The organism is Streptomyces sp. NPDC088246 (assembly GCF_044741025.1).
Lineage (GTDB): Bacteria > Actinomycetota > Actinomycetes > Streptomycetales > Streptomycetaceae > Streptomyces.
The window spans coordinates 30,499-50,770 of record NZ_JBIURV010000003.1 but is presented as its reverse complement, the minus strand read 5'-3'; the positions used below and the strand labels follow the sequence as shown (position 1 = coordinate 50,770).

21 protein-coding genes and 1 pseudogene are annotated in these 20,272 nt (G+C 69.3%); 12 read left to right on the top strand and 10 right to left on the bottom strand.

Annotation, left to right across the window (positions count from 1 at the left end; genetic code table 11):
• The first annotated feature begins 7 nt into the window (after positions 1–7).
• The 3 genes from ACIPEK_RS05365 to ACIPEK_RS05355 all read left to right on the top strand — a co-directional run bounded on the left by ACIPEK_RS05365 (position 8) and on the right by ACIPEK_RS05355 (position 1,662).
• Entirely contained in the window at positions 8–418 is a 411-nt protein-coding gene (locus ACIPEK_RS05365; protein ID WP_401990939.1) for a transposase, read from the top strand.
• A complete protein-coding gene (locus ACIPEK_RS05360) occupies positions 361–777 on the top strand; it encodes a transposase (protein WP_401990936.1) in 417 nt (138 codons plus the stop codon). The genes ACIPEK_RS05365 and ACIPEK_RS05360 overlap by 58 nt, the downstream gene beginning before the upstream one ends.
• Positions 778–870: 93 nt before the next feature.
• Positions 871–1,662, top strand: coding sequence for a class I SAM-dependent methyltransferase (locus ACIPEK_RS05355; RefSeq protein WP_401990933.1), 792 nt, complete (start codon positions 871–873; stop codon positions 1,660–1,662).
• Positions 1,663–2,119: 457 nt separating this feature from the next.
• Here ACIPEK_RS05355 and ACIPEK_RS05350 read toward each other — a convergent pair whose 3' ends face one another.
• Both ACIPEK_RS05350 and ACIPEK_RS05345 read right to left on the bottom strand, forming a co-directional pair.
• Positions 2,120–2,326, bottom strand: coding sequence for a DUF397 domain-containing protein (locus ACIPEK_RS05350; RefSeq protein WP_401990930.1), 207 nt, complete (start codon positions 2,324–2,326; stop codon positions 2,120–2,122).
• Positions 2,323–2,880 carry a Scr1 family TA system antitoxin-like transcriptional regulator gene (locus ACIPEK_RS05345; RefSeq protein ID WP_401990927.1) on the bottom strand — a complete coding sequence of 186 codons (558 nt, stop codon included), beginning with the start codon at positions 2,878–2,880 and terminating at the stop codon, positions 2,323–2,325. Before ACIPEK_RS05345 ends, ACIPEK_RS05350 begins: the two co-directional genes overlap by 4 nt.
• A 174-nt stretch (positions 2,881–3,054) precedes the next feature.
• Here ACIPEK_RS05345 and ACIPEK_RS05340 point away from each other — a divergent pair.
• The 3 genes and pseudogenes from ACIPEK_RS05340 to ACIPEK_RS05330 all read left to right on the top strand — a co-directional run bounded on the left by ACIPEK_RS05340 (position 3,055) and on the right by ACIPEK_RS05330 (position 5,934).
• A pseudogene (locus ACIPEK_RS05340) lies at positions 3,055–3,496 on the top strand (ATP-binding protein).
• Between the two features lie 657 nt (positions 3,497–4,153).
• Positions 4,154–5,746, top strand: a complete 1,593-nt coding sequence (locus ACIPEK_RS05335) for an ABC transporter substrate-binding protein (RefSeq protein WP_401990924.1) — start codon at positions 4,154–4,156, stop codon at positions 5,744–5,746.
• Positions 5,747–5,784: 38 nt separating this feature from the next.
• Positions 5,785–5,934, top strand: a complete 150-nt coding sequence (locus ACIPEK_RS05330; RefSeq protein ID WP_401990921.1) for a hypothetical protein — start codon at positions 5,785–5,787, stop codon at positions 5,932–5,934.
• 78 nt (positions 5,935–6,012) lie between these two features.
• On the opposite strand, the gene ACIPEK_RS05325 is transcribed toward ACIPEK_RS05330, so the two are convergent.
• On the bottom strand, positions 6,013–7,419 hold the full coding sequence (locus tag ACIPEK_RS05325; protein ID WP_401990918.1) for an MFS transporter: 1,407 nt from the start codon (positions 7,417–7,419) through the stop codon (positions 6,013–6,015).
• A 70-nt stretch (positions 7,420–7,489) separates the two neighbouring features.
• Between ACIPEK_RS05325 and ACIPEK_RS05320 the strand changes: the two genes are divergently transcribed.
• The 4 genes from ACIPEK_RS05320 (at position 7,490) to ACIPEK_RS05305 (ending at position 11,260) form a co-directional block, all read left to right on the top strand.
• Entirely contained in the window at positions 7,490–8,470 is a 981-nt protein-coding gene (locus ACIPEK_RS05320) for a GlxA family transcriptional regulator (protein WP_401990915.1), read from the top strand.
• 44 nt (positions 8,471–8,514) lie between these two features.
• Positions 8,515–9,225 carry an Imm52 family immunity protein gene (locus ACIPEK_RS05315; protein ID WP_401990912.1) on the top strand — a complete coding sequence of 237 codons (711 nt, stop codon included), beginning with the start codon at positions 8,515–8,517 and terminating at the stop codon, positions 9,223–9,225.
• Between the two features lie 132 nt (positions 9,226–9,357).
• Positions 9,358–10,077: a DsbA family oxidoreductase gene (locus ACIPEK_RS05310; protein WP_401990909.1), complete on the top strand. Its 720-nt coding sequence runs from the start codon at positions 9,358–9,360 to the stop codon at positions 10,075–10,077.
• Positions 10,078–10,198: 121 nt separating this feature from the next.
• Positions 10,199–11,260 (top strand): aminotransferase class V-fold PLP-dependent enzyme, encoded by a 1,062-nt coding sequence (locus ACIPEK_RS05305; RefSeq protein ID WP_401990906.1) that lies wholly within the window; start codon positions 10,199–10,201, stop codon positions 11,258–11,260.
• Between the two features lie 41 nt (positions 11,261–11,301).
• On the opposite strand, the gene ACIPEK_RS05300 is transcribed toward ACIPEK_RS05305, so the two are convergent.
• Positions 11,302–11,787: a MarR family winged helix-turn-helix transcriptional regulator gene (locus ACIPEK_RS05300; protein WP_401990903.1), complete on the bottom strand. Its 486-nt coding sequence runs from the start codon at positions 11,785–11,787 to the stop codon at positions 11,302–11,304.
• A 154-nt stretch (positions 11,788–11,941) separates the two neighbouring features.
• On the opposite strand from ACIPEK_RS05300, the gene ACIPEK_RS05295 reads away from it, so the two are divergent.
• The gene (locus tag ACIPEK_RS05295; protein ID WP_401990900.1) at positions 11,942–13,018 is read left to right on the top strand and encodes an alkene reductase; all 1,077 of its coding nucleotides are present in this window, start codon (positions 11,942–11,944) and stop codon (positions 13,016–13,018) included.
• Between the two features lie 86 nt (positions 13,019–13,104).
• Here the strand turns inward: ACIPEK_RS05295 and ACIPEK_RS05290 are convergent, their stop codons facing one another.
• The 6 genes from ACIPEK_RS05290 to ACIPEK_RS05265 all read right to left on the bottom strand — a co-directional run bounded on the left by ACIPEK_RS05290 (position 13,105) and on the right by ACIPEK_RS05265 (position 18,930).
• On the bottom strand, positions 13,105–14,130 hold the full coding sequence (locus ACIPEK_RS05290; protein ID WP_401990898.1) for a VOC family protein: 1,026 nt from the start codon (positions 14,128–14,130) through the stop codon (positions 13,105–13,107).
• 107 nt (positions 14,131–14,237) lie between these two features.
• Complete coding sequence (thpD, locus tag ACIPEK_RS05285; RefSeq protein WP_401990895.1) at positions 14,238–15,131, bottom strand: ectoine hydroxylase; 894 nt, start codon at positions 15,129–15,131, stop codon at positions 14,238–14,240.
• 3 nt (positions 15,132–15,134) lie between these two features.
• Positions 15,135–15,533, bottom strand: coding sequence for an ectoine synthase (locus tag ACIPEK_RS05280; RefSeq protein WP_401990892.1), 399 nt, complete (start codon positions 15,531–15,533; stop codon positions 15,135–15,137).
• A gap of 68 nt (positions 15,534–15,601) precedes the next feature.
• Positions 15,602–16,870, bottom strand: a complete 1,269-nt coding sequence (ectB, locus tag ACIPEK_RS05275; RefSeq protein ID WP_401990889.1) for a diaminobutyrate--2-oxoglutarate transaminase — start codon at positions 16,868–16,870, stop codon at positions 15,602–15,604.
• A gap of 94 nt (positions 16,871–16,964) precedes the next feature.
• Complete coding sequence (gene ectA / locus ACIPEK_RS05270; RefSeq protein ID WP_401990886.1) at positions 16,965–17,495, bottom strand: diaminobutyrate acetyltransferase; 531 nt, start codon at positions 17,493–17,495, stop codon at positions 16,965–16,967.
• Positions 17,496–17,823: 328 nt separating this feature from the next.
• Positions 17,824–18,930, bottom strand: a complete 1,107-nt coding sequence (locus ACIPEK_RS05265; RefSeq protein ID WP_401990883.1) for a pyridoxal-phosphate-dependent aminotransferase family protein — start codon at positions 18,928–18,930, stop codon at positions 17,824–17,826.
• A gap of 132 nt (positions 18,931–19,062) precedes the next feature.
• Here ACIPEK_RS05265 and ACIPEK_RS05260 point away from each other — a divergent pair, with 132 nt between their 5' ends.
• Positions 19,063–20,139 carry an amidohydrolase family protein gene (locus ACIPEK_RS05260; protein WP_401991815.1) on the top strand — a complete coding sequence of 359 codons (1,077 nt, stop codon included), beginning with the start codon at positions 19,063–19,065 and terminating at the stop codon, positions 20,137–20,139.
• Positions 20,140–20,272 lie beyond the last annotated feature (133 nt).

The following is a 20,272-nucleotide window of genomic DNA, read 5'->3' as shown; positions in this document are numbered from 1 at the left end:
GACCGCCGTGGACCGTTGGCACGTCGGCTTCGTCGACCTGTCCGGCAAGCAGGGCCTGCTCGGGCAGGTCGAAGGCCGCACCGCCCAGTCGGTCATCGACTGGCTGGCCGACCGCGACCAAGCCTGGCGCGACGCGGTCCAGTACGTCGCGATCGACATGTGCACGATCTTCAAGTCGGCGATCCGCCGGGTCCTGCCGCGGGCCACCCTGGTCGTGGACCACTTCCACCTGGTGCAGCTGGCGAACCAGACCCTCACCGAGGTCCGCCGCCGGGTCACCGTGACCCACCGCGGCCGGCGCGGCCGCAAGGGCAACCGCGAGTGGGAACTGCGCAACCGGCTCACCCGCTCGCCGCCCGGATGCGCGGCGAGCACGTCGACGCTCTCCTCGACGAGCTGTCCAACCTGCCCAGGGTGATCGGCGCGCCGATCACCGTTGCGTGGAACGCCAAGGAAGACCTCCTGGACCTGCTTGCCACCGCCCGGACCCGCCCGGACCGGGAACAGGTCCGCGATCTGCTGTACCGGTTCTACCGCCGATGCGCCGACGCCGACCTTCCCGAACTGCAGCGCCTAGCCACAACCGTCGAGACATGGTGGCCAGAGATCCTTGCGTTCCTGCACACTGGGATCACCAACGCTGGCTCCGAAGGCACCAACCGGGTCATCAAGACCATCGCCCGCGACGCCTACGGCTTCCGCAACCCCGGCAACCGGCGCTTACGCACCCGCTGCGCGACCACCCGTCGAGCCCGTGGACACCTCGATGCCCGCTAATTTCGTTGAGTCCGCACCCTGCAATCGTGTTGGCTAGCGGCACCGAACTGTCAGTACCGCAGGTGTCCGCTTGGCTTTAGCAGGGAGTTAAACGTGCAGGACATTGTTGTCGACCCCGTTGCCCACAATCGGGCAGCCTGGGACAAGTGTGTCCAAGAGGGCAACGAGTGGTCGAGGCCGGTGAGTGCTGAGGATGTCGAGCGCGCCCGCATGGGCGACTGGTCGATTGTTCTCATCGGGCGTGAGCCAGTCGACCGCTCCTGGCTGCCGACGGACCTGACCGGCAAGGACGTGTTGTGCCTGGCCTCCGGCGGTGGCCAGCAGGGTCCGATCCTCGCCGCCGCAGGGGCGCGGGTCACCGTATTCGACAACTCACCCCGCCAGCTCGGCCAGGACCAGATGGTGGCGGCGCGCGACGGACTCGAGCTGCGCACCGTCCTAGGCGACATGCGCGACCTCAGCGCCTTCGGCGACGCAACATTCGACGTCGTATTCCATCCGGTCTCTAACCTATTCGTACCAGACTTGGCACCGGTGTGGCGTGAGTGCTTCCGCGTCCTGCGACCGGGCGGAACTCTGCTCGTGGGCTTCCTCAACCCTGATGTGTACTTGTTCGACCACGAGGCGCTCGACGAGCGCGGCGAGCTGATCGTCGTGCACAAGCTGCCCTACAGCGATGTCACGCAGTACTCCGCCGAGGAACGCGCCACGAAGTTCGGCGCGGATGCCCCTCTTGAATACAGCCACACCCTCGCCGACCAGATCGGCGGGCAACTCGCCGCGGGGTTCGTCCTCACCGGCTTCGCGGAAGCGCCGCACCAATCCAACGCATCCGCTCAATACATGTCGAACTATTTTGCGACGCTGGCGGTCAAGCCGGGCTGACCCAGCCGTGGGGCCGGCCGATACGGCCGTGTCTTCGAATGGCCAAGTGGAGCGCTGTGCCAGCCCGACCCCCACTAACTTCGCTGAGCCGACAACGTCCCGACTCGGCAGCCCCAGGGCGTCCGCGACGGCCACGCACCTAGGGTTTTTCGTTTGGATCACGCCGGGCTCGCATGCCCCGGCACCGCACCGCGCCTCGCCGCGTTGTCGTTGCCGACTGTCGCTGCCGACCGAGTGGGTCTGCGCCCACCTCATCGGCAAGGTGGCGGCGATCCCGGTTGATGGCGGCGAATTCGCGCCCCCTCGGCCGTATCTCAAGGTGGGCGACGCGGGTGGCACAGTCGTGCTGTGGGACGCGGGCAAGGAGCAGGCGCTCAAGGTGCCGATGAGCAAGCTCCGTATAGTCCCGGCGGACGAGCGCCCGGCGTCGTGCGGGTGGCGCCCGGCGGTCCTTCGTTCAGGCTCCGGCCGCGTACCGCACGAAGTGCGTCCAGCCGACGCGGCCGACTGCCAGGTAGGGGAGGGATGCATCTTTCGAGTCGCGGACGAGGATCGCCTCTTCGGTAGGGGCCACCTCGATGCATTCGCCGCCCTCGTTGGAGCTGTAGCTGCTCTTGAACCACGAGATGTCTGCCGGGTTCTGAACGTGGACGTCGGGCTTCATTGGTCTTTCAGCAACCTTTCGATGATGACGCAGTTCACCATCGAGGCTGGTCGGTTCGTCAGAACCGCTTGTCTGGTCAGGCGCGCCGCCACGCGCCGCTCGATGAGTTCGTCGTCCAGTAGCGGCTTGCGCATGGCATACAGGGCGCGGGCATGTGTCTCAGTCTGGAAGAGGCCGGGCACCGTGTGGTTGCTGTAGTAGGAGAGTTCGACAGCATCAGCCTCCAGCTTCGCATAGTCGTTGAACCATGCCGGATGCTTCACCCGCGCCCGCGCCCGTGCCTTCGCCCGCGCCACCTCCTCCTTCGTGGCCCGCAGCAGCCCGCCCGCCTCCAGCAGGTCGTCCGCCGCGTCCAGGAACTCCGGCTGTGGCGTCCTGCGTCCCCGTTCCAGCGACCGAATCAGGTCCTCGCTGTACCCGAGCCGGTCGCCCACCTCCCGCTGGGTGAGGCCTGCACGCTCGCGCAGTAGCCGGAGCTGGCTGCCGATCACGCGGAACAGGTCCGCGGCCTCCTCCGAGTCGTCGTCGCCACCGATCGCACCGTCCAGTTCCATGACTGCCCGCTCCCGTTCCTGAGGGCCGGTCGTGCGCGTCGTACCGTCGTCCCGTCACGGCGGACAGACGGTACCGGTCGCGTTGCGTACCGGTACGCGCACGCTACGTACCGTTGTCGTTGCTGGTCAGCGTATGGCGAGTTGGCCACGCTGAGTGGCGTGACGAGTGAATCCGTGGAGATCGAAACTCCCCAACAGCCGACTTCCGCACAACAGTTCACACAGCTGTTCAGTGCCACCCGCCGAGGTGCCCGCCTGGCTCGCCTGCTCGCTGTGGAGCAACTGGTGGCATGGGGGTGGCCGCGCAACGCCGAACGCACCGACGCGGCCGCGCTCGTCGTCGCCTAACTGGCGGCGAGCGCGGTCACGCACGGGCGGCTGGACGGGCGGGGCTTCCGGCTCGGGCTTGCGCTCCTTCCGAGCGGACGGCTGCGGATCGAGGTCACGGACCCGCGCGGCGAACGCCTCCCCACCGCGGGGGCTGCTCATCGTCGATGCCCTTGCGGCGGACTGGGGCGTACATCCGTACCCGCCGTCCGGCAAGACGGTATGGGTAGAGGTCTCCGAGACGCGAACGGGCATCCGGCATCCGGCATCGGGCGACATCTGCCGGTGATTGCGCACCCCGACCCGGCAAGCAACGGGCTCCGGGCGGCGATTGATCACACCCGCACCTCGGCGTACCGGGAAAGGTGTCCATGGTCTGCCGATGGACGTCGAAGGCATGCATGTTCCGTGGCCGATCCGACGATTTTCGGCCTCGATGGTGCCGTGGTGGACGTGATGGCGGTCTGGAGTTGCCGGGCCGCCACGGCTTCCAGGAGGGCGGCCCGCGATGGCGCCGCACGACCCGTGTGCCGCCCCTTTCGGGGCCTGTTCGCCGGTCGGCCGGGCGGGGTGAGGACCGCGTCGGCCGGCTCGAAAACCGTGATCTGATACCAGGCATACCGGACCAACAGCACCGACTGTCCGGGGGCGATTTTTGGCGCACGATGTGCCACCGCGCAGTGCGGTGTACTACTAGATTGCTCAACGGCACCACGTGGCCGACTATGACATGCCCCTGTCGTTCACCTGCTGATCTTCTGACAGTCAGTCACCATGCTTGGAATTCCCGGTGAAAGCCGAGTCCAGGCAGGCTGTCGGTCCGCACCACCGCGCCCGGCCGGGCTGACAGTGCTGGACGGTCGTGGCGTTCGCAGTACTTCCTGACCCGATCCGGTTGTCCGGGGACACCCCCCATGGGGCCGGCCGAGAGTATGAGGCACGTTCTGTGAAGGTTCGCACGAGGTGGTCGAGCGCTCTGATCGCCGGGGGATTGGCAGGGGTGCTGCTGACGGGTTGCGGCTCCCAGGGTGAGATCTGGCCGTTCGACGAGGACAAGGGGAGGATGGTCGTCGGGATGTCCGACGGCATCCTCGCGACGGATCCGGCCGCGGGGTACGACCCGGGGTCCTGGCTGCTGTTCAACAACGTCTTCCAGTCCTTGATGAGCTTTCCGCCCGGGGCTTCCACCCCTGTGCCGGAGGCCGCCGAGGAGTGTCATTTCTCGGACGGCAGCAAGACCTACACCTGCACCCTGCGTGGCGGGTTGAAGTTCAGCAACGGCAACAGCCTCACCTCGGCGGACGTCAAATACTCCTTCGACCGGGCGATCGGAATCAACGACCCGGCGGGCCCGGCGCCGCTGCTCTCCACCATCTCGTCGATCAGCACCCCGAGCGAGAAGACCGTCGTCTTCCACCTCAAGGTGCCCGATGCGATATTTCCCAGCAAGATCGCATCGGGTGCCGGTTCCATCGTGGACCGGCACGTCTATCCCAAGGACAGGCTGCTCAAGGGCGGCAAAACGGTTGGCTCGGGTCCCTACATGCTGGACTCCATCGACAAGTCGAAGGCCGTCTTCTCGGTCTACTCCGGCTACCACGGAACCGCCGAGGTGAAGAACTCCGGCGTGACGCTGCGACTCTTCGAGGGCGACCAGCAGGCCCTCAAATCCTCCCTGGAGAAGGGCGAGGTCGACGTCGCATACCGTGGCCTCACCGCCAAGGCGATAGCCGCCCTGGATGCCTCGCCCACCGCGGGGAAGGACGGCATGGACGTAGTCCAGGGCAGCAGCGCCGAGGTCCAGCACATGGTCTTCAACACGGCCGACCCCTTGGTCGGCAAGATCGGCGTGCGCAAGGCCATCGCCTATCTCCTCGACCGCAACGCCCTGCTGAGCGAGGTCTACCAGTCCACGGCGGCGCCCCTCTACTCGATCGTCCCGGGCGGCATCACCGGCCACGGCACCTCGTTCTTCGACATGTACGGCGACGGCCCGCAGCCGCAGAAGGCGAAGGACGCCCTGAGGGACTCCGGTATCACCCGCAAGGTGAAACTCACCCTCTGGTCCACCCCGAGCCGTTACGGACCCGCTACCGACGACGAACTGCGGACCATCGCGGATCAGCTGAACAAGAGCGGACTCTTCGACGCCAGGATGGAGACTGTCCCGTTCGACCAATACGAGAAGGACATCGCCGACGGCAAGTACGGGGTCTACGTCAAGGGCTGGGTGCCGGACTATCCCGACCCCGACAACTTCACCCAGCCGTTCTTCGGTAAGGGCAACGTCCTGTCGAACAATTACGAGAACAGCGAGATAACCGATCGGATCATCCCGCAGACCTCGTCCATGACCGACCGCGCGAGCACCCGGCAGAAGTTCATCGAGCTGCAGGACATCGTGGCGCGCGAGCTTCCGCTCCTGCCGCTCTGGCAGGGCAAGCAGTACGCAGTCGCCCACGAGAACGTCCGGGGCCTGCAGAACTGCCTGGACACATCGACTGTCTTCCGGTTCTGGGAACTCAACACCGCGTATTAGGCACTGAGCCCCGGCAGTCCCCGTGACCGCCGGGGCTCTTGCGTGCCCGCGCTCGGGGCAAGCGGGGCAAGGCGGCCCAGCACGGCCGGAGTGAGAGGGAGCGCTTGCGCCGACGCGCTGAGCAGACCCGGCAGCAGGGGCAGCAGAGCTCCGACGGCATCGAGGACGACCTCGACGACCGCACCTGATCACGCCCGTCCTGCCTTGTGCTGGGTCGGGCCCGGCCCAGCACGCGTCGTTCCGGCATTCTCGATGCTCCCGGCAGCTCAGTCGCTGTCCTTCGACGGGGCGGCCGGCCCGCCACGTGCCAGCCGGGTCGTTGCCAGTGCCGTCAGCGTCAGCAAAGCGGCGCTGATCGCCAGGCTCGTCCGGAGGCCGTCCTCGAAGCCGGTCGCGACCAGGGCGCCGAACGCCGCCACGCCCAGGCCGCCGGAGACCTGGCGGGCGGCGTTCAGGACGCCCGCGGCGACACCGGCCCGGTCCGTCGGCACGGCCTCCATCATGGCCGCGGTCAGTGGTGGCAGAGCCAGGCCCGCGCCCAGGGCCAGCGGCACGAGGAGCATGGACGTCAGGACCAGCGACGTGTCCGTGTCGACGAGCTGCAGGAGCAACAGGCCGCCGACCGCGAGCACTTGACCGGTCAGCATCGGCAGCCGGGGGCCGTGACGGCTGGCCAGCCTGCCCGACAGCACGTTCACCACCACGAGCAGTCCGGTCATCGGCAGGAACATCAGGCCCGCGGCCAGCGCCGACTGGTCGCGCACCTGCTGGAAGAAGAGGCCGAAGACAAAGATCATTCCGTAGAACGCGACGCTCAGCGCGGAACCGGCCGTCACCGCCACCGCCACCGTCCGGTTACGGAACAGGCCCAGCGGCACTACCGGATGCGGGTGGCGCGACTCGATGCGGAGGAATGCGGCCAGCGACAGCACCGCCACCCCGAGCGCCACCAGGGCCAGGGTCCCGTGCTCGATCACCGCGAAGGCCAGCGCGACCAGTGCGAGTACGGCGGTCACCTGGCCCGGCAGGTCCAGCGGCGCGGGACGGCGGGCCGAGCGGGGTGCGCGGAACGTCAGCGCGAGGGCGATCAGACCCACCGGCAGATTGATGAAGAAGATGGCCCGCCAGTCCCAGGCCGTGGTCAGTGCACCGCCCGCGACGGGGCCCAGCGCCGCCGCCGTCGTACCGCCCGCCGCCCACAGCGACACCGCACGGCCGCGCTGCGCGGGATCGGCGTACGCCTGCCGCACCAGGGCGAGCGTCGTCGGCAGTACGACCGCCGCCGCGATGCCCTGCACCACCCGGAAGCCGATCAGCGCCGGGAGGTTCGGGGCCAGGCCGCAGGCGACGGACGCCAGCGTGAACAGGGCGATCCCGGCGGTGTACGCACGGGTCGCGCCGATCCGGTCCGAGAACGCGCCCGTCGACAGCAGCAGTGCGGCGAAGGCGATCGTGTACGCGTCGACCACCCACTGCAGCCCCGCCATCCCGCCGCCGAGGTCCGAGCCCATCGACGGGAGCGCCACATTCACCACCGACGCGTCCAGCATGATCAGCGCGAAGCCGAGCAGGGAGGCCACCAGGGACAGGGTGGGGGAGGGGCTCTGCGCGCGCCGGTCGCGGGGCAACTCGACGGCGGAATCCGGTGCTTGGACAAGGTTCTCTGTTGGCATGTGTCAAGCCTGGCGATCGACCCCGGCGTACAGTAGTGGCCTGAATGCCATACCTCCGGAGGTTCTGGCCATGTCGCCTGTGCACCGTGTCGTCGTCATCTCGACGCCACCCGTGTCGATGTTCAACATCGCCATCCCCGAGATGCTGTTCAGCAAGGTCGAGATCGACGGCGCCCCGGGATACGAGACGCTCTTCTGCACCGCGGAACCCGGTCCCGTCCGCACCAGCAGCGGACTCGACGTGCACATCCCGCACGGGCTGGACGTCATCGACACCGCGGACACCGTGATCATCGCCGGTGCGGGTTCCCGCGAGGAGCCCGATCCGCGCATCCTCGCCGCGCTGCGCAGGGCCGCAGCCGACGGCAAGCGCATCGCCTCCATCTGCACCGGCGCCTTCGCCCTCGCCGAGGCGGGGCTGCTCGACGGGCGCGCCGCCACCACCTACTGGACGTACACCGGTGAACTCGGCGACCGCTACCCCTCCGTCGATCTCCAGAAGGACGTCCTCTTCGTCCAGGACGGCACGGTCCTCACCTCGTCCGGCTACGCGGCCGGGATCGATCTCTGCCTCCACATCATCCGTACCGACTACGGCGCGGCCGTCGCCAACGGCGTCGCCCGCCTCACCCTCGTCGCTCCCGTACGGCCCGGTGGGCAGACGCAGTTCACCGACACCCCGCTGCCGCCCGAGCGCGGCGCCTCCTTCGCCTGCACCCGTGCCTGGGCGATGCAGCACCTCGACGAACCGCTGTCCCTCACCGACCTGGCCCGCAACGCGGGCGTCTCCGTACGGACGCTCTCGCGCCGCTTCCATGCCGAGACCGGACTCAGCCCCCTCCAGTGGCTGCTCCACCAGCGCATCGAGCGGGCCCGCGAACTGCTGGAGACCACCACCCTTCCCATGGACCGGGTCGCCCGCGCCAGCGGCCTCGGTACCGCCGACTCGATGCGCCAGCACATCCAGCGCCGCCTCGGCCTCACCCCGAGCGCGTACCGTGCGTCTTTCAGCAGGCTGACCGCGGCGCCGGTCGCGGCGGCCACGGTCTGATCCGGCCCGGGGCGGGTTCGGGCGTAGGGCGGCGGAGGCAGGACATGCGACGTGTGGTGCGGGGCTTCTGGGGGCCCCGGAAGGAGTCGGCCGAGGCGCTGACCAGGCGATGGAAGCTCACCCTGGACCAGCTTGCCGAGATCCTTCCGGCGGGTGGCCCCGGAGCTGTGTGGACGTGGCGGCAGATCCATTCGTCCGGGCCCGCCACTGATCTCGCGCCGGACGGGGACTCCCTCCTCGCCGCTCTGCGCGCGGCCCGGGATGCCGACGGCTGGTCGGACCGTGTCGGGTTCGGGCTGCGACTCGTCCTCGCGGGCGAGCCGGGCTGGGAGATCGAGGTCAGCGGGAACGGGGGCGGCGCCTCGGAGTTCCTCCTCCAGTCGATGGTGATCGGTGTCAGATCGCCGGACAACGCCGAGATCTCCGACGTGAGTCTCCTTGCTGCTGTCGCCGAGGCATGGGAGCCCGACTTCGGCGATGTCACCGACGACGACGTGCTCGACGCCTTGGAGGACGACGCGGGTTTCGTCGTCGGTGAGCCCTGCGTCGGCTGGGCCGGCTATCTCTCCCCGGCGCGCGCGGCCCTGCTGCCGGAGGGCATGACGGCGGGGCAAAAGGAGTCCCGTGTCGGAGGCGTTCTCCTCGACATCGCTCCGCGAGGCAACGTGCAGGACGTACTGCGGGCCCATCTGCGGCTGCGCGACGCCGGTGCGCTGCAGCCGCTGCCGTGCCCGATGGACCGGTCCGTGCTGTGACCGTCCGGACCGGGGAGACGTACGGGGCGGGCCGGGGAATGAGGGAGTCCGCTCGCACGTTGTCCTCAGGAGCGGAGGGTGGCTCCGCGCCGCCTGAGCTGTACGTACGAGAACACGGAGAGAAGAAGAGACATGCGCGTCGAGATCTGGAGCGACATCGCCTGCCCCTGGTGCTACATCGGGAAGGCCCGCTTCGAGAAGGGCCTGGCGGGGTTCGCCCACCGCGACGAGGTCGAGGTCGTGCACCGTTCCTTCGAACTCGACCCCACGCACGCCAAGGGCGACACCGTGCAGGTGATCGACATGCTGGCGCAGAAGTACGGGCGCACCCGCGAAGAGGCGAAGGCCATGGAGGCGAACGTCGCGGCCAACGCCCAGGCCGAGGGCCTCGGCTACCTCACCGAGGGCCGCGACCACGGCAACACCTTCGACATCCACCGGCTGCTCCACCTGGCCAAGGCCCGCGGCCGCCAGGACGAGCTGCTGGGCCTCGCCTACCGGGCGAACTTCGCCGAGGAGCGTTCCGTCTTCGACGGTGACGTGCTGGTCGAGCTGGCCGTCGAGGCCGGGCTCGACGCCGACGAGGCGCGTGCCGTCCTCGCCGACCCGGAGGCGTACGCCTCCGAGGTGCGGGCCGACGAGCGCGAGGCGTCCGAGCTGGGGGCCAACGCGGTGCCGTTCTTCGTGCTCGACCGTCGGTACGGGATCTCCGGCGGCCAGCCCGCCGAGGTCTTCGCCCAGGCGCTCGAACAGGCGTGGAAGGACCGGCCGCTGACCGCGATCGGCGGGGACGCCGCGGCGTGCGACGCCGACGGTGCCTGCGAGGTCCCGCAGACCGGAAGCAACGCCTGAGCGCGCAGGCCGGACGCTGTCGCCCGACACCTCGCTCAGCCGCATACATAAGCATTGCTTGGGCGTACCCCCTTAACTCTTTGTAATTGACGATGAGTCAAGGGGGCTTCAGGCTGGGCTCATGGAGACTACTTCGCTCAGCCGTGCGGTGGACGACGAGTTCGCGCCGGAGACCGCCTACCTCAACACCTCCACCTGTGGGCTGCTGCCCCGGCGCACCGTGGACGCGGTGAGGGAGCTCGCCGAGGCGATCGCCACGGGCCGCAGGGCCGGCTCCGGCGACTTCGAGGCGGTGGACGCGGCCCGGACCGGCTTCGCCCGCCTCGCCGGTGTCGACGCCGACCGGGTCGCCACCGGCAGCTCGGTCTCCGTACACGTCGGGCTGATCGCGGCCTCGCTGCCGGCGGGGGCCGAAGTCCTGGCGCCCGAAGGGGAGTTCAGCTCCGTCGTCAGCCCGTTCGCGGTCCGTGGCGATCTCCGGATGCGCTACGTCCCGCTGGACGGGCTGGCCGACGCGGTACGGCCCGGCACCGATCTCGTCGCCTTCTCCTCCGTGCAGTCCGCCGATGGCCGGATCGCCGATCTGGACGCGGTACGTGCGGCGGCCGCCGCCCACGGCGCCCGGATGCTGCTCGACGCCACCCAGTCGGCCGGCTGGCTGCCGCTGGACGCCGGGGCATACGACTACACCGTCACCGGCGGCTTCAAATTCCTGCTCTGCCCGCGGGGTGCGTCGTTCCTCACCGTCACCGAGGAGGCGCAGCGCACCCTGCCGACCGTCTTCGCCGCGTGGGTCGCCTCCGATGACCCCGGGAACAGTACGTACGGCCCGGTCGGGCGGCTCTCCCCGACCGCCCGGCGCTACGACGAACCGCCGGCCTTCCTCTCGTACCACGGCGCCGAGCACTCCCTCGCGCTGCTGGGCGAGGTCGGCATCGACACCGTCCACGCCCACGCCACCGGGCTCGCCGCCCGCATGCGGACCGGGCTGGCCGGGCTGGGGCACGAGGCGGTGCCTGGGGAGTCGGCGATCGTGGCCGTGCCCGGACTCGGCGGGCGGGAGCCGGAGCTGGCGCGGGCCGGGGTGATGGTCTCGAACCGGGCGGGGAGTCTGCGCGCGGCCTTCCACCTGTACAACACGCAGGCCGATGTGGACCGTGCCCTGGACGTGCTCTCCGGCTGAACCCGCCCGGATACCGGCCGGCCCCGCCCGGACGCCGGGGATCAGCGGCGCTCGGGGCAGTCCTCGGTCTCGTGGCAGAGGTTCTCCTCGACCTTGGCGAGCAGCCGGGCCAGCTCCTTGCGTTCGGCCGGGTCCAGCCCGGCGAGGGTGTGCTCCTCCAGATTCGTCCAGGCCCGCTCGACGTCGGCGTGCAGCGCGCAGCTGTCGTCGGTGGCCTCGACCAGGACGGCCCTGCGGTCGTCCGGGTCGGGGCGGCGGCGGACGTGCCCGGTCTGTTCGAGGCGCTGGAGCATCTTCGTGACGGTGGAGGGGTCGAGGTCGACGGCCTTGATCAGCTCGGACTGGCGCACCGCACCCGCGTCCCACAGATACATCATCAGGAACTCCTGGCCGGGGTAGAGCCCGAGCCCCTTGAGCAGCCTGCCCGCGGCGATCCGGTGCAGCCGGGCGACCCGCGAGACGGCATGGCTGACGGGGCCGCCGCGGGCGGCGCTCGGCAGCTCGGTACAGGCGGGATCGGCCTTCATAGGGACTCCTCGGGGTGGTGCCGGGCGGTGCTCCTGGTGGGTCGGGAGCGCGGAGCCGGTCGTTTTCTGCGAACTTTACCTTGGTCGGCCAATTAATGGACTACAGTGGCGCACGGCGCAGATAGTTGGCCGACCACATAATTTTGGAGCTTCCATGACCACCGCATTCGACCCGATCGACCTGTCCGGCAGCCGGCTCGCCAACCGCATCGCGATGGCCCCGATGACCCGCAGCCGGGCCGGTGAGGGCGGCATTGCCACGGATCTCGTCGCCGAGTACTACGCCCAGCGCGCGTCGGCGGGCCTCATCATCACGGAGGGCATCCAGCCGTCGGCGGTGGGCCAGGGCTACCCCTCCACTCCTGGGCTGCACAGCGCGGAGCAGGTCGTGTCCTGGCGCAAGGTCACCGACGCGGTGCACGCGGCGGGCGGCCGGATCTTCGCCCAGCTCATGCACGCCGGCCGGATCGGCCACCCGGACCTGCTGCCGGACGGGCTCACCCCGGTCAGCGCCTCCCCGCTCAAGCCCGCCGGTCAGCTCTACACCGGCACGGGGCTGGAGGACTTCACCGCACCGCGCGAACTGACCGGCGACGAAGCCCGGCAGACCATAGCCGACTTCGCGGCGGCCGCCCGCAACGCGGTCGACGCCGGCTTCGACGGGGTCGAGCTGCACGGCGCCAACGGCTACCTCATCCACCAGTTCCTCGCGCCCAACACCAACCTGCGCAACGACGAGTGGGGCGGCTCCGCGGAGGCCCGAATCCGGTTCGCCGTCGAGGTGGTCAAGGCCGTCGCCGCCGAGATCGGTGCGGAGCGGACCGGGCTGCGCATCTCGCCCGGAAACCCGTACAACGACATCGACGAGCCCGCGCCGGACGCCGTCTACACCGCGCTGGTACAGGAGATCGAGCCACTCGGCCTTGCCTATCTGCACGTCCTGGAAGCGGCGGAGATCCGCGAGCTGACCCTCGCGCTGCGCAAGCAGTTCTCCGGCACCTTCATCCTCAACGCGCTGACGGAAGGGCCGACCGGACCGGACGACCACTCGCTGATCGACGACGGGATCGCCGACATCATCTCCTACGGTGCCCTGTTCATCGCCAACCCGGACCTGCCCGCCAGGCTGAAGGCCGGCGGCCCGTTCAACACCCCGGACCCGTCGACCTTCTTCGGCGGGGACGCGAAGGGATACGTCGACTACCCGGCGCTGGACGCCGTCCAGTCCTGAGGCCGTGCGGGTCGCCGGGTTGCGGCCAGGGCCCGGCGTCCCCGAAGAGGTTCAGCACATCCTTCTGCAGCGCCCGCGCCCTCCCGCTAATCCCGGCCGGACTCCTCCAGCGGCGCACTGTGCCACTTCCACGAGGTGACCCGGGGATGGCCGGGCAGTTCGCCGCGGCCGGTGGCCCAGAGCAGGACGGCCCACCGGTCGGCGTCCTTCGGGGCGTCCGGGAACAGCCGGGCCAGTACCCGGTCGCAGAGATCGGCGGGCGGAGCCCAGGGGACATCCAGGCTCGCGGCGAGGTCATGCACGTGCACCAGGGTCTCCACGATGCCCATGGCGGCGAAGCCCTCCGGGTCGGACACCCCGTAGGAGTGGTACGAGCGGACCTCGGGCGAGGCCGTCCGTACCATCGCAGCGAGCAGCGAGCCGCTCGCCTCCAGCGTCTGGAGCAGTCCGGCGGGTCCGGCCGACCGGTCCGCGAAGATCGCGTTCATCGGACCGCCCTTGTGATCGGCGCTCCAGCGGTAGGGGACGTACGTGTCCAGCGACGGTTGCCGCGGGCCCAGCTGTGCCGCGTAGGAGAAGAGATCGTCGCTCAGGTGCTCGGCGGTCCCCCAGCAGTCCCACTCCAACGACCCGGCCGGGACCAGCCAGTTGTCCACCGAGGACTCCCGGAGCGTGTCGACCGCGAGGCGGACCGCAGTGGTCACGTCGTCCGCCGTGACCGGCAGCCGGGTCCCGGTCAGCGCAGCCCGTTCCGCCGCACTGCACTCGACACAGAACTCATTGCCCTCCGGATCGGCGAGCGTCGCCCAGCCCCGCCCGTTCGGCCTGCGGTGGTCGGCCACCAGGGTGGCGCCCAGGCCGAGCAGCCGCTCCACCTCCTCGTCGCGGGTGCGGTCCTGCGGCTGAATGTCCAGGTGCAGACGGTTCTTGGTGCTCTTCGGCTCCGGCACCGAGATGAACAGCAGCGCGGCACCGGGGGCCTCGACGAGTGCCTCGGGATCGCCGGGGGCGTCCTCGTCGGAGAGCGCGGCGCCGAGTACCCCGGACCAGAAACCGGCGAGCTTGTAGGCGTCGGCGCAGTCGATCGTTATGTGACGTACCAGTGAAGTCATGGACCCCACTGTCGCCGCTCACGGCCGTCTCGGTCCACCAGGTTTGGCCGAGGGGGTGGGGCGACGGACGTCGCCCCACCCCCTGCCCGGTTCAGCTCGTCGACACGTCACTCCACCGGTGTGAAGTCCCGCGCCCCGATGAACTCCGGACGCCGCGCCGGTGCCGCGAACGGCTCCTCGGCGGCGTTCTCCACGCTGTTGAAGACGATGAAGACATTGCTGCGCGGGTACGGGGTGATGTTGTCCCCCGAGCCGTGCATGCAGTTGCAGTCGAACCAGGTCGCCGAACCCGCCTTGCCCGTGAAGAGCTTGATGCCGTGCCGGTCGGCCAGCTTCGTCAGCGCCTCGTCGGACGGGGTGCCGGCGTCCTGCATCTTCAGGGACTTCTTGTAGTTGTCCTTCGGCGTCTCGCCCGCACAGCCGAGGAACGACTTGTGCGAACCGGGCATGATCATCAACCCGCCGTTGGTGTCGTGGTTCTCGGTCAGCGCGATCGACACGGACACCGCCCGCATGTTCGGCAGGCCGTCCTCGGCGTGCCAGGTCTCGAAGTCCGAGTGCCAGTAGAACCCCGAAGCGCCGAAGCCCGGCTTGACGTTGATCCGGGACTGGTGGACGTACACGTCCGAACCGAGGATCTGACGGGCCCGGCCCACCACGCGCTCGTCGCTGACCAGCCGGGCGAAGACCTCGCTGATCCGGTGGACCTCGAAGACCGACCGTACCTTTTGCGACTTCGGCTCTATGATCGAGCGCTCGTCGGCCCGCACCGCCGGATCGGTGATCAGCCGGTCCAGTTCGGCGTGGTAGGCGGCGACCTCGTCCGGTGTGATCAGCTGGTCCACGCCGAGGAAGCCGTCGCGCTCGAAGCCCTGCAGATCCTTCACGGCGACCGGCCCCGGTGCGCCGGGCGGGGACCAGATGACCGGGTCCTGGCGGGGCGTGATCATCTCGGCTGCGCCGCGCGTGGGGTACAGATCGGTACGTACATCGGTGGTCATGGTTCAGCCCTCCTCGCTGAGCAGTGGGTAGACACCGTTCTCGTCGTGCTCCTCCCGTCCGGTGACCGGAGGATTGAAGACGCAGACACAGCGGAAGTCGGTCTTCGGCCGCATGGTGTGGTGCTCATGGCCGTTCAGCAGGTACATCGTGCCGGGCGTGATCCAGTGCTTCTCGCCGGTCTCGTCATTGGTGAGCTCGGCCTCGCCCTCCACGCACAGGACGGCCTCGATGTGGTTCGCGTACCACATCGACGTCTCGGTACCCGCGAACATCGTGGTCTCGTGGAGCGAGAAGCCCACCTTCTCCCGGGCGAGCACGATGCGCTTGCTCTCCCAGGTTCCGGAAGCGGCCTTCACATGCCGGTCGGTGTTCTCGATGTCACTGAACGATCGGACGATCACGGTGGGTCGGTGCCTTTCTCTCTGCGGCGGTGTTTCTCGTCGGACCCGCGTCGGGGACGGGTCCGGGATCAGGCGGTCTCGCGGACTGCGCGGGCCAGGGTCCGCAAGCCCTCGTCCAGCTCCTCGGGGGTGACGGTCAGCGGCGGCAGCAGTTTCACGACCTCGCTCTGCGGACCGGAGGTCTCGATCAGGAGTCCCAGCTCGAAGGCGCGGGCGCAGACCGCGACGGCGCGCGACTTGTCGGTGAACTCCATGCCCCAGACCAGGCCGCGGCCCCGGAACTGCGCACCGAGCCGGGCGTGTTCGTCGCAGATCGCAAGGAGCGCCTGCTCGATCTGCTCGCCCCGGGCCAGGGTCTGCTTCTCCATCTGTCCGTCCGCCCAGTAGGCGTCCAGCGCGGCGGCGGCCGTGACGAACGCCGGGTTGTTGCCACGGAAGGTGCCGTTGTGCTCGCCAGGCCCCCAGATGTCCAGCTCCGGTTTGAACAGGCAGAGCGACATGGGCAGTCCGTAGCCGCTGATGGACTTGGACAGGGTGACGATGTCGGGGGTGATGCCGGCCTCCTCGAACGAGAAGAACGCCCCCGTGCGTCCGCAGCCCATCTGGATGTCGTCGACGATCAGGAGCATGTCGCGGCGGTGGCACAGGCCGGAGAGCGCCCGCAGCCACTCGGAGCGCGCCACATTGATGCCGCCCTCGCCCTGCACCGTCTCGACGATCACGGCGGCGGGCTGGTTGAGACCGGAGCCCTGGTCCTCCAGGAGCCGCTCGAACCAGAGGAAGTCGGGTACCCGGCCGTCGAGGTAGTTGTCGAACGGCATCGGGGTGCCGTGCACCAGCGGGATACCGGCCCCGGCCCGCTTGAAGGCGTTGCCGGTGACGGCGAGCGAGCCCAGCGACATGCCGTGGAAGGCGTTGGTGAACGAGACGATCGACTCGCGCCCCTTCACCTTACGGGCCAGCTTCAGCGCCGCCTCGACCGCGTTGGTGCCGGTCGGGCCGGGGAACATCACCTTGTACGGGAGATCACGCGGGCGCAGCACGTTGTTCTGGAAGGACTCCAGGAAGGCGCGTTTCGCGGTGGTGGCCATGTCGAGGCCGTGGGTGATGCCGTCGCGCTCGATGTAGTCGATCAGCGCGCGTTTCAGTACCGGGTTGTTGTGGCCGTAGTTGAGAGATCCGGCGCCGGCGAAGAAGTCAAGGTAGGTGTGGCCGTCCTCGTCGGTCAGACGGGCGCCCCGCGCATGGTCGAACACTGCGGGCCAACTGCGGCAGTAGCTCCGTACCTCCGACTCCAGGGTCTCGAAGACACTCAGCGCGGGCGGGGTGATGGTCACAGGGAATCTCCTGCTTGAGGGGGGTGTGACGGGCAGCGGTGTGCTCAGGTGCAGAACGGGCCGATGCGCTCGGACGTGGAACAGGCCGATTCGCTCAGGCGTGGAACGGGCCGATGCGGTACAGCACTTCCGGCAGATGCGCTCCCTCGGGGAACAGCCCGCCGTCGAAGAGCACTTCACGCTCCAGGGCCACGTCGTGGCGCAGCGCGTAGGAGGTGAACAGCCGGTCCGACGCGGTGTTGTCCGGGGTGACGGTCGTCTCGACCGAGGCCAGGCCCTGCGAGGCTGCGACCCGCGAGGTCAGCGCGTCCAGCAGCTTTCCCGCCAGTCCGGTCCCGCGGTGGCCGTGGTCGACGGCCACCTGCCAGACGACGAGTGTCTCGGGGCGGTCCGGCCGGAGGTATCCCGTCACGAAGGCAACGGGCCCGCCGGTCTCGTCGCGGGCGACCACGGAGGTGGCCGCGAAGTCACGGCACCACAGCAGGTAGCTGTACGAGGAGTTGAGGTCCAGGACCTCGGAGTCGCGGGCGATGCGCCAGATCGCGGCTCCGTCCTCCACTCGTGGGGTGTCGATGGTGAGGAATTCGCTTCGGGCACTTGCAAAATCTGCTGGTGCGGCGGTCATGCGAATTGAATTTACCCAGCAAATTCTGAAATTGCATCGACGCAAGGGGTTGGATGGGGCGATTCTCTGTGTTATCACGCGGGTGCATGCACAGGCGCGATCCGGTTGCACTTTCTTATGTTTTGGGTGCTATTTATCCGGCATAACGGCCGCGATGTGGAGTCGGTCACAAGGTCGTAACTCTCGGGTGACGCAACGGAATTGTGTGGATCGGGCTTCTGGAAACTTGGGCGTTTAGGGTCCGGGGAAGCGGGCAGAAGAATGCGGGGAGCTGCTCTGGATGGAGCAGCTCCCCGCATTTATGGAATACGGACGTTCCGGTGCGCTTCTACTCGCTCGGCCAGGTTTCCGAAACGGCTTTGCGGGCAGTTTCGAAGTCGACCTGCCGGCCCGAATCGGCCAGCGCCGCCCCCAGAGCCGCGAGCGAGGACTGCACCGCGCCCCGCGTCGCATCCACACCGTAGTGATTGACCCGGATCATCTCCTTGGACAGTGCGCCGCCGCCCGCGATCAGCGGCAGCGACGGGTCGGCCGCGAGTGCCCGCGCGACCAGCTCGGAGGCGTCGACGCCCGCCGGGGCGCGCAGTGTCGTCGCGACCGGCGCCGCGTCCTTCGCCTCGTGCACATACGGCGACAGACCGCCGCCGAGCGCCACCGCACCCGCACGCGTCGCCGCGGCAGCCGAGGCATGCCGGGCCATCAGCGCGTCCAGGCCCTCGGCCTCGATCCGCTCCACGCAGGCTTCCAGAGCCAGCATCTCCAGCTGGGCGGGGGCGTGCAGCAGCGCCCTGCGACCGCCGTCGATCCAGCGCTCCTTCCAGTCCAGGAGGGAGAGGTACGAGCGGCGCGGGGCCTGGGGGTTGGCGGCGATCCGCTCCCAGGCCCGCTCGCTCACCGACACCGCCGACACCCCGGCCGGGCCGCCCATCGCCTTCTGCGCGCCGATCACACAGAGATCGACGCCCCACACGTCCGGCAGCAGCGGCTCGGCGCCCACCGAGGCGACGGCGTCCAGCATGAACAGCGCCCCGTGCGAACGGACCACCTCACCGATCTCGGCGACCGGATTGGTGTTGCCGGTCGCCGCCTCGGCGTGGACGAGGGAGACGAAGTCGATCTCCGGGTGCTCGGTCAGCGCCCGTGCGACCTGATCGGCGGTGACCGCCGTGTGGAACGGAACCGCCAGATCGACGACATTGGCACCGCAGTCCCGCAGCCAGTTCCCGAAGGTCTGTCCGTACGGTCCCGTGACGACGTTCAGCGCGGTCGAGCCGGGCCGGGCGCCGCCCCGGATGCAGCCTTCGAGGGGGAGCAGCGCCTCGCCCTGCATGATGACGACGTCCTGCTCGGTGGCGAGGAGGCCGGCCACGCGCTTCTCGATGGCCGCGAAATGCGCGGCGGTGAGCGGGGTGAGGTCGAGGAAGGGGTGCGTCACGGTGGTGCTCTCTTCGGATCGGGTCGGTGCGCCGCGGTGCTGCGTACGGACAGTGCTTCCGTCGAAGCGTACCCAGGGCGCCGGGCGGTGCCTCGTACAGTGCTGCTCATGAGTGATCACAGGGCACCGCAGGTGCTGCACGTGAAGGGGCGGGTGCTCGTCGGACCGGAGGACGTCCGCGACGAGCTCTGGGCCGTCGACGGACGGATCTCGTACGGAAGGCCGGCCGGCGCGGACGAGGCGGTGACCGTCACCGGCTGGGCGCTGCCGGGGCTGGTCGACGCCCACTGTCACGTCGGGCTCGACCATCACGGTGCCGTCGACGCGGCGACCAGCGAGAAGCAGGCCGTCGCCGACCGGGAGGCAGGTGCGCTGCTGCTGCGGGACGCGGGTTCGCCGGCCGACACCCGGTGGATCGACGACCGCGAGGACCTGCCGAAGATCATCAGGGCCGGCCGCCACATCGCCAGGCCCCGCAGATACACCCGGAACTACGCCTACGAGATCGAGCCGGACCAGCTGGTCGCGTACGTCGCACAGGAGGCGCGCCGCGGCGACGGCTGGGTGAAGCTGGTCGGCGACTGGATCGACCGGGAGGTGGGTGACCTGACCGCCCTCTGGCCGCGCGAGGCGGTCGAGGCGGCCATCTCCGAGGCGCACCGGCTCGGCGCCCGGGTCACCGCGCACTGCTTCGCCGAGGACTCGCTGCGCGATCTCGTCGAGGCCGGCATCGACTGCATCGAGCACGCCACCGGGCTGACCGAGGACACCATTCCGCTCTTCGCCGAGCGCGGTGTCGCGATCGTCCCCACACTGGTCAACATCGCCACGTTCCCCTCGCTCGCGGCGGGCGGCGACACCAAGTTCCCCCGCTGGTCGGCCCATATGCGGCGGCTGCACGAGCGGCGTTACGACACCGTTCGCGCCGCGTACGACGCCGGGATCCCGGTCTTCGTCGGCACCGACGCGGGCGGGGTGCTCGCCCACGGGCTGGTGGCGGACGAGGTCGCCGAGCTGGTGAAGGCGGGCATCCCGGCCCTGGACGCGCTGTCCGCGACGACCTGGGGTGCGCGCCAGTGGCTCGGGCGGCCGGTGCTGGAGGAGGGCGCGCCGGCGGACCTGGTGGTGTACGACGAGGACCCGCGGGCGGACGTGCGGGTGCTGGCGGCGCCGCGACGCGTGGTGCTGAACGGGCGGGTGATCGGCTGAGGGACGGCTCACGGAGCTGCCTCCCGACCGGGGTGTGCCGTGTTGACCGGCAGTTACCGAATCCCTGCGATGTCGTTGAAACACCCTTGCGCGCACCCCGGCGCAGTCGGCCTCCGCGCCGTCCGCGCTCGGT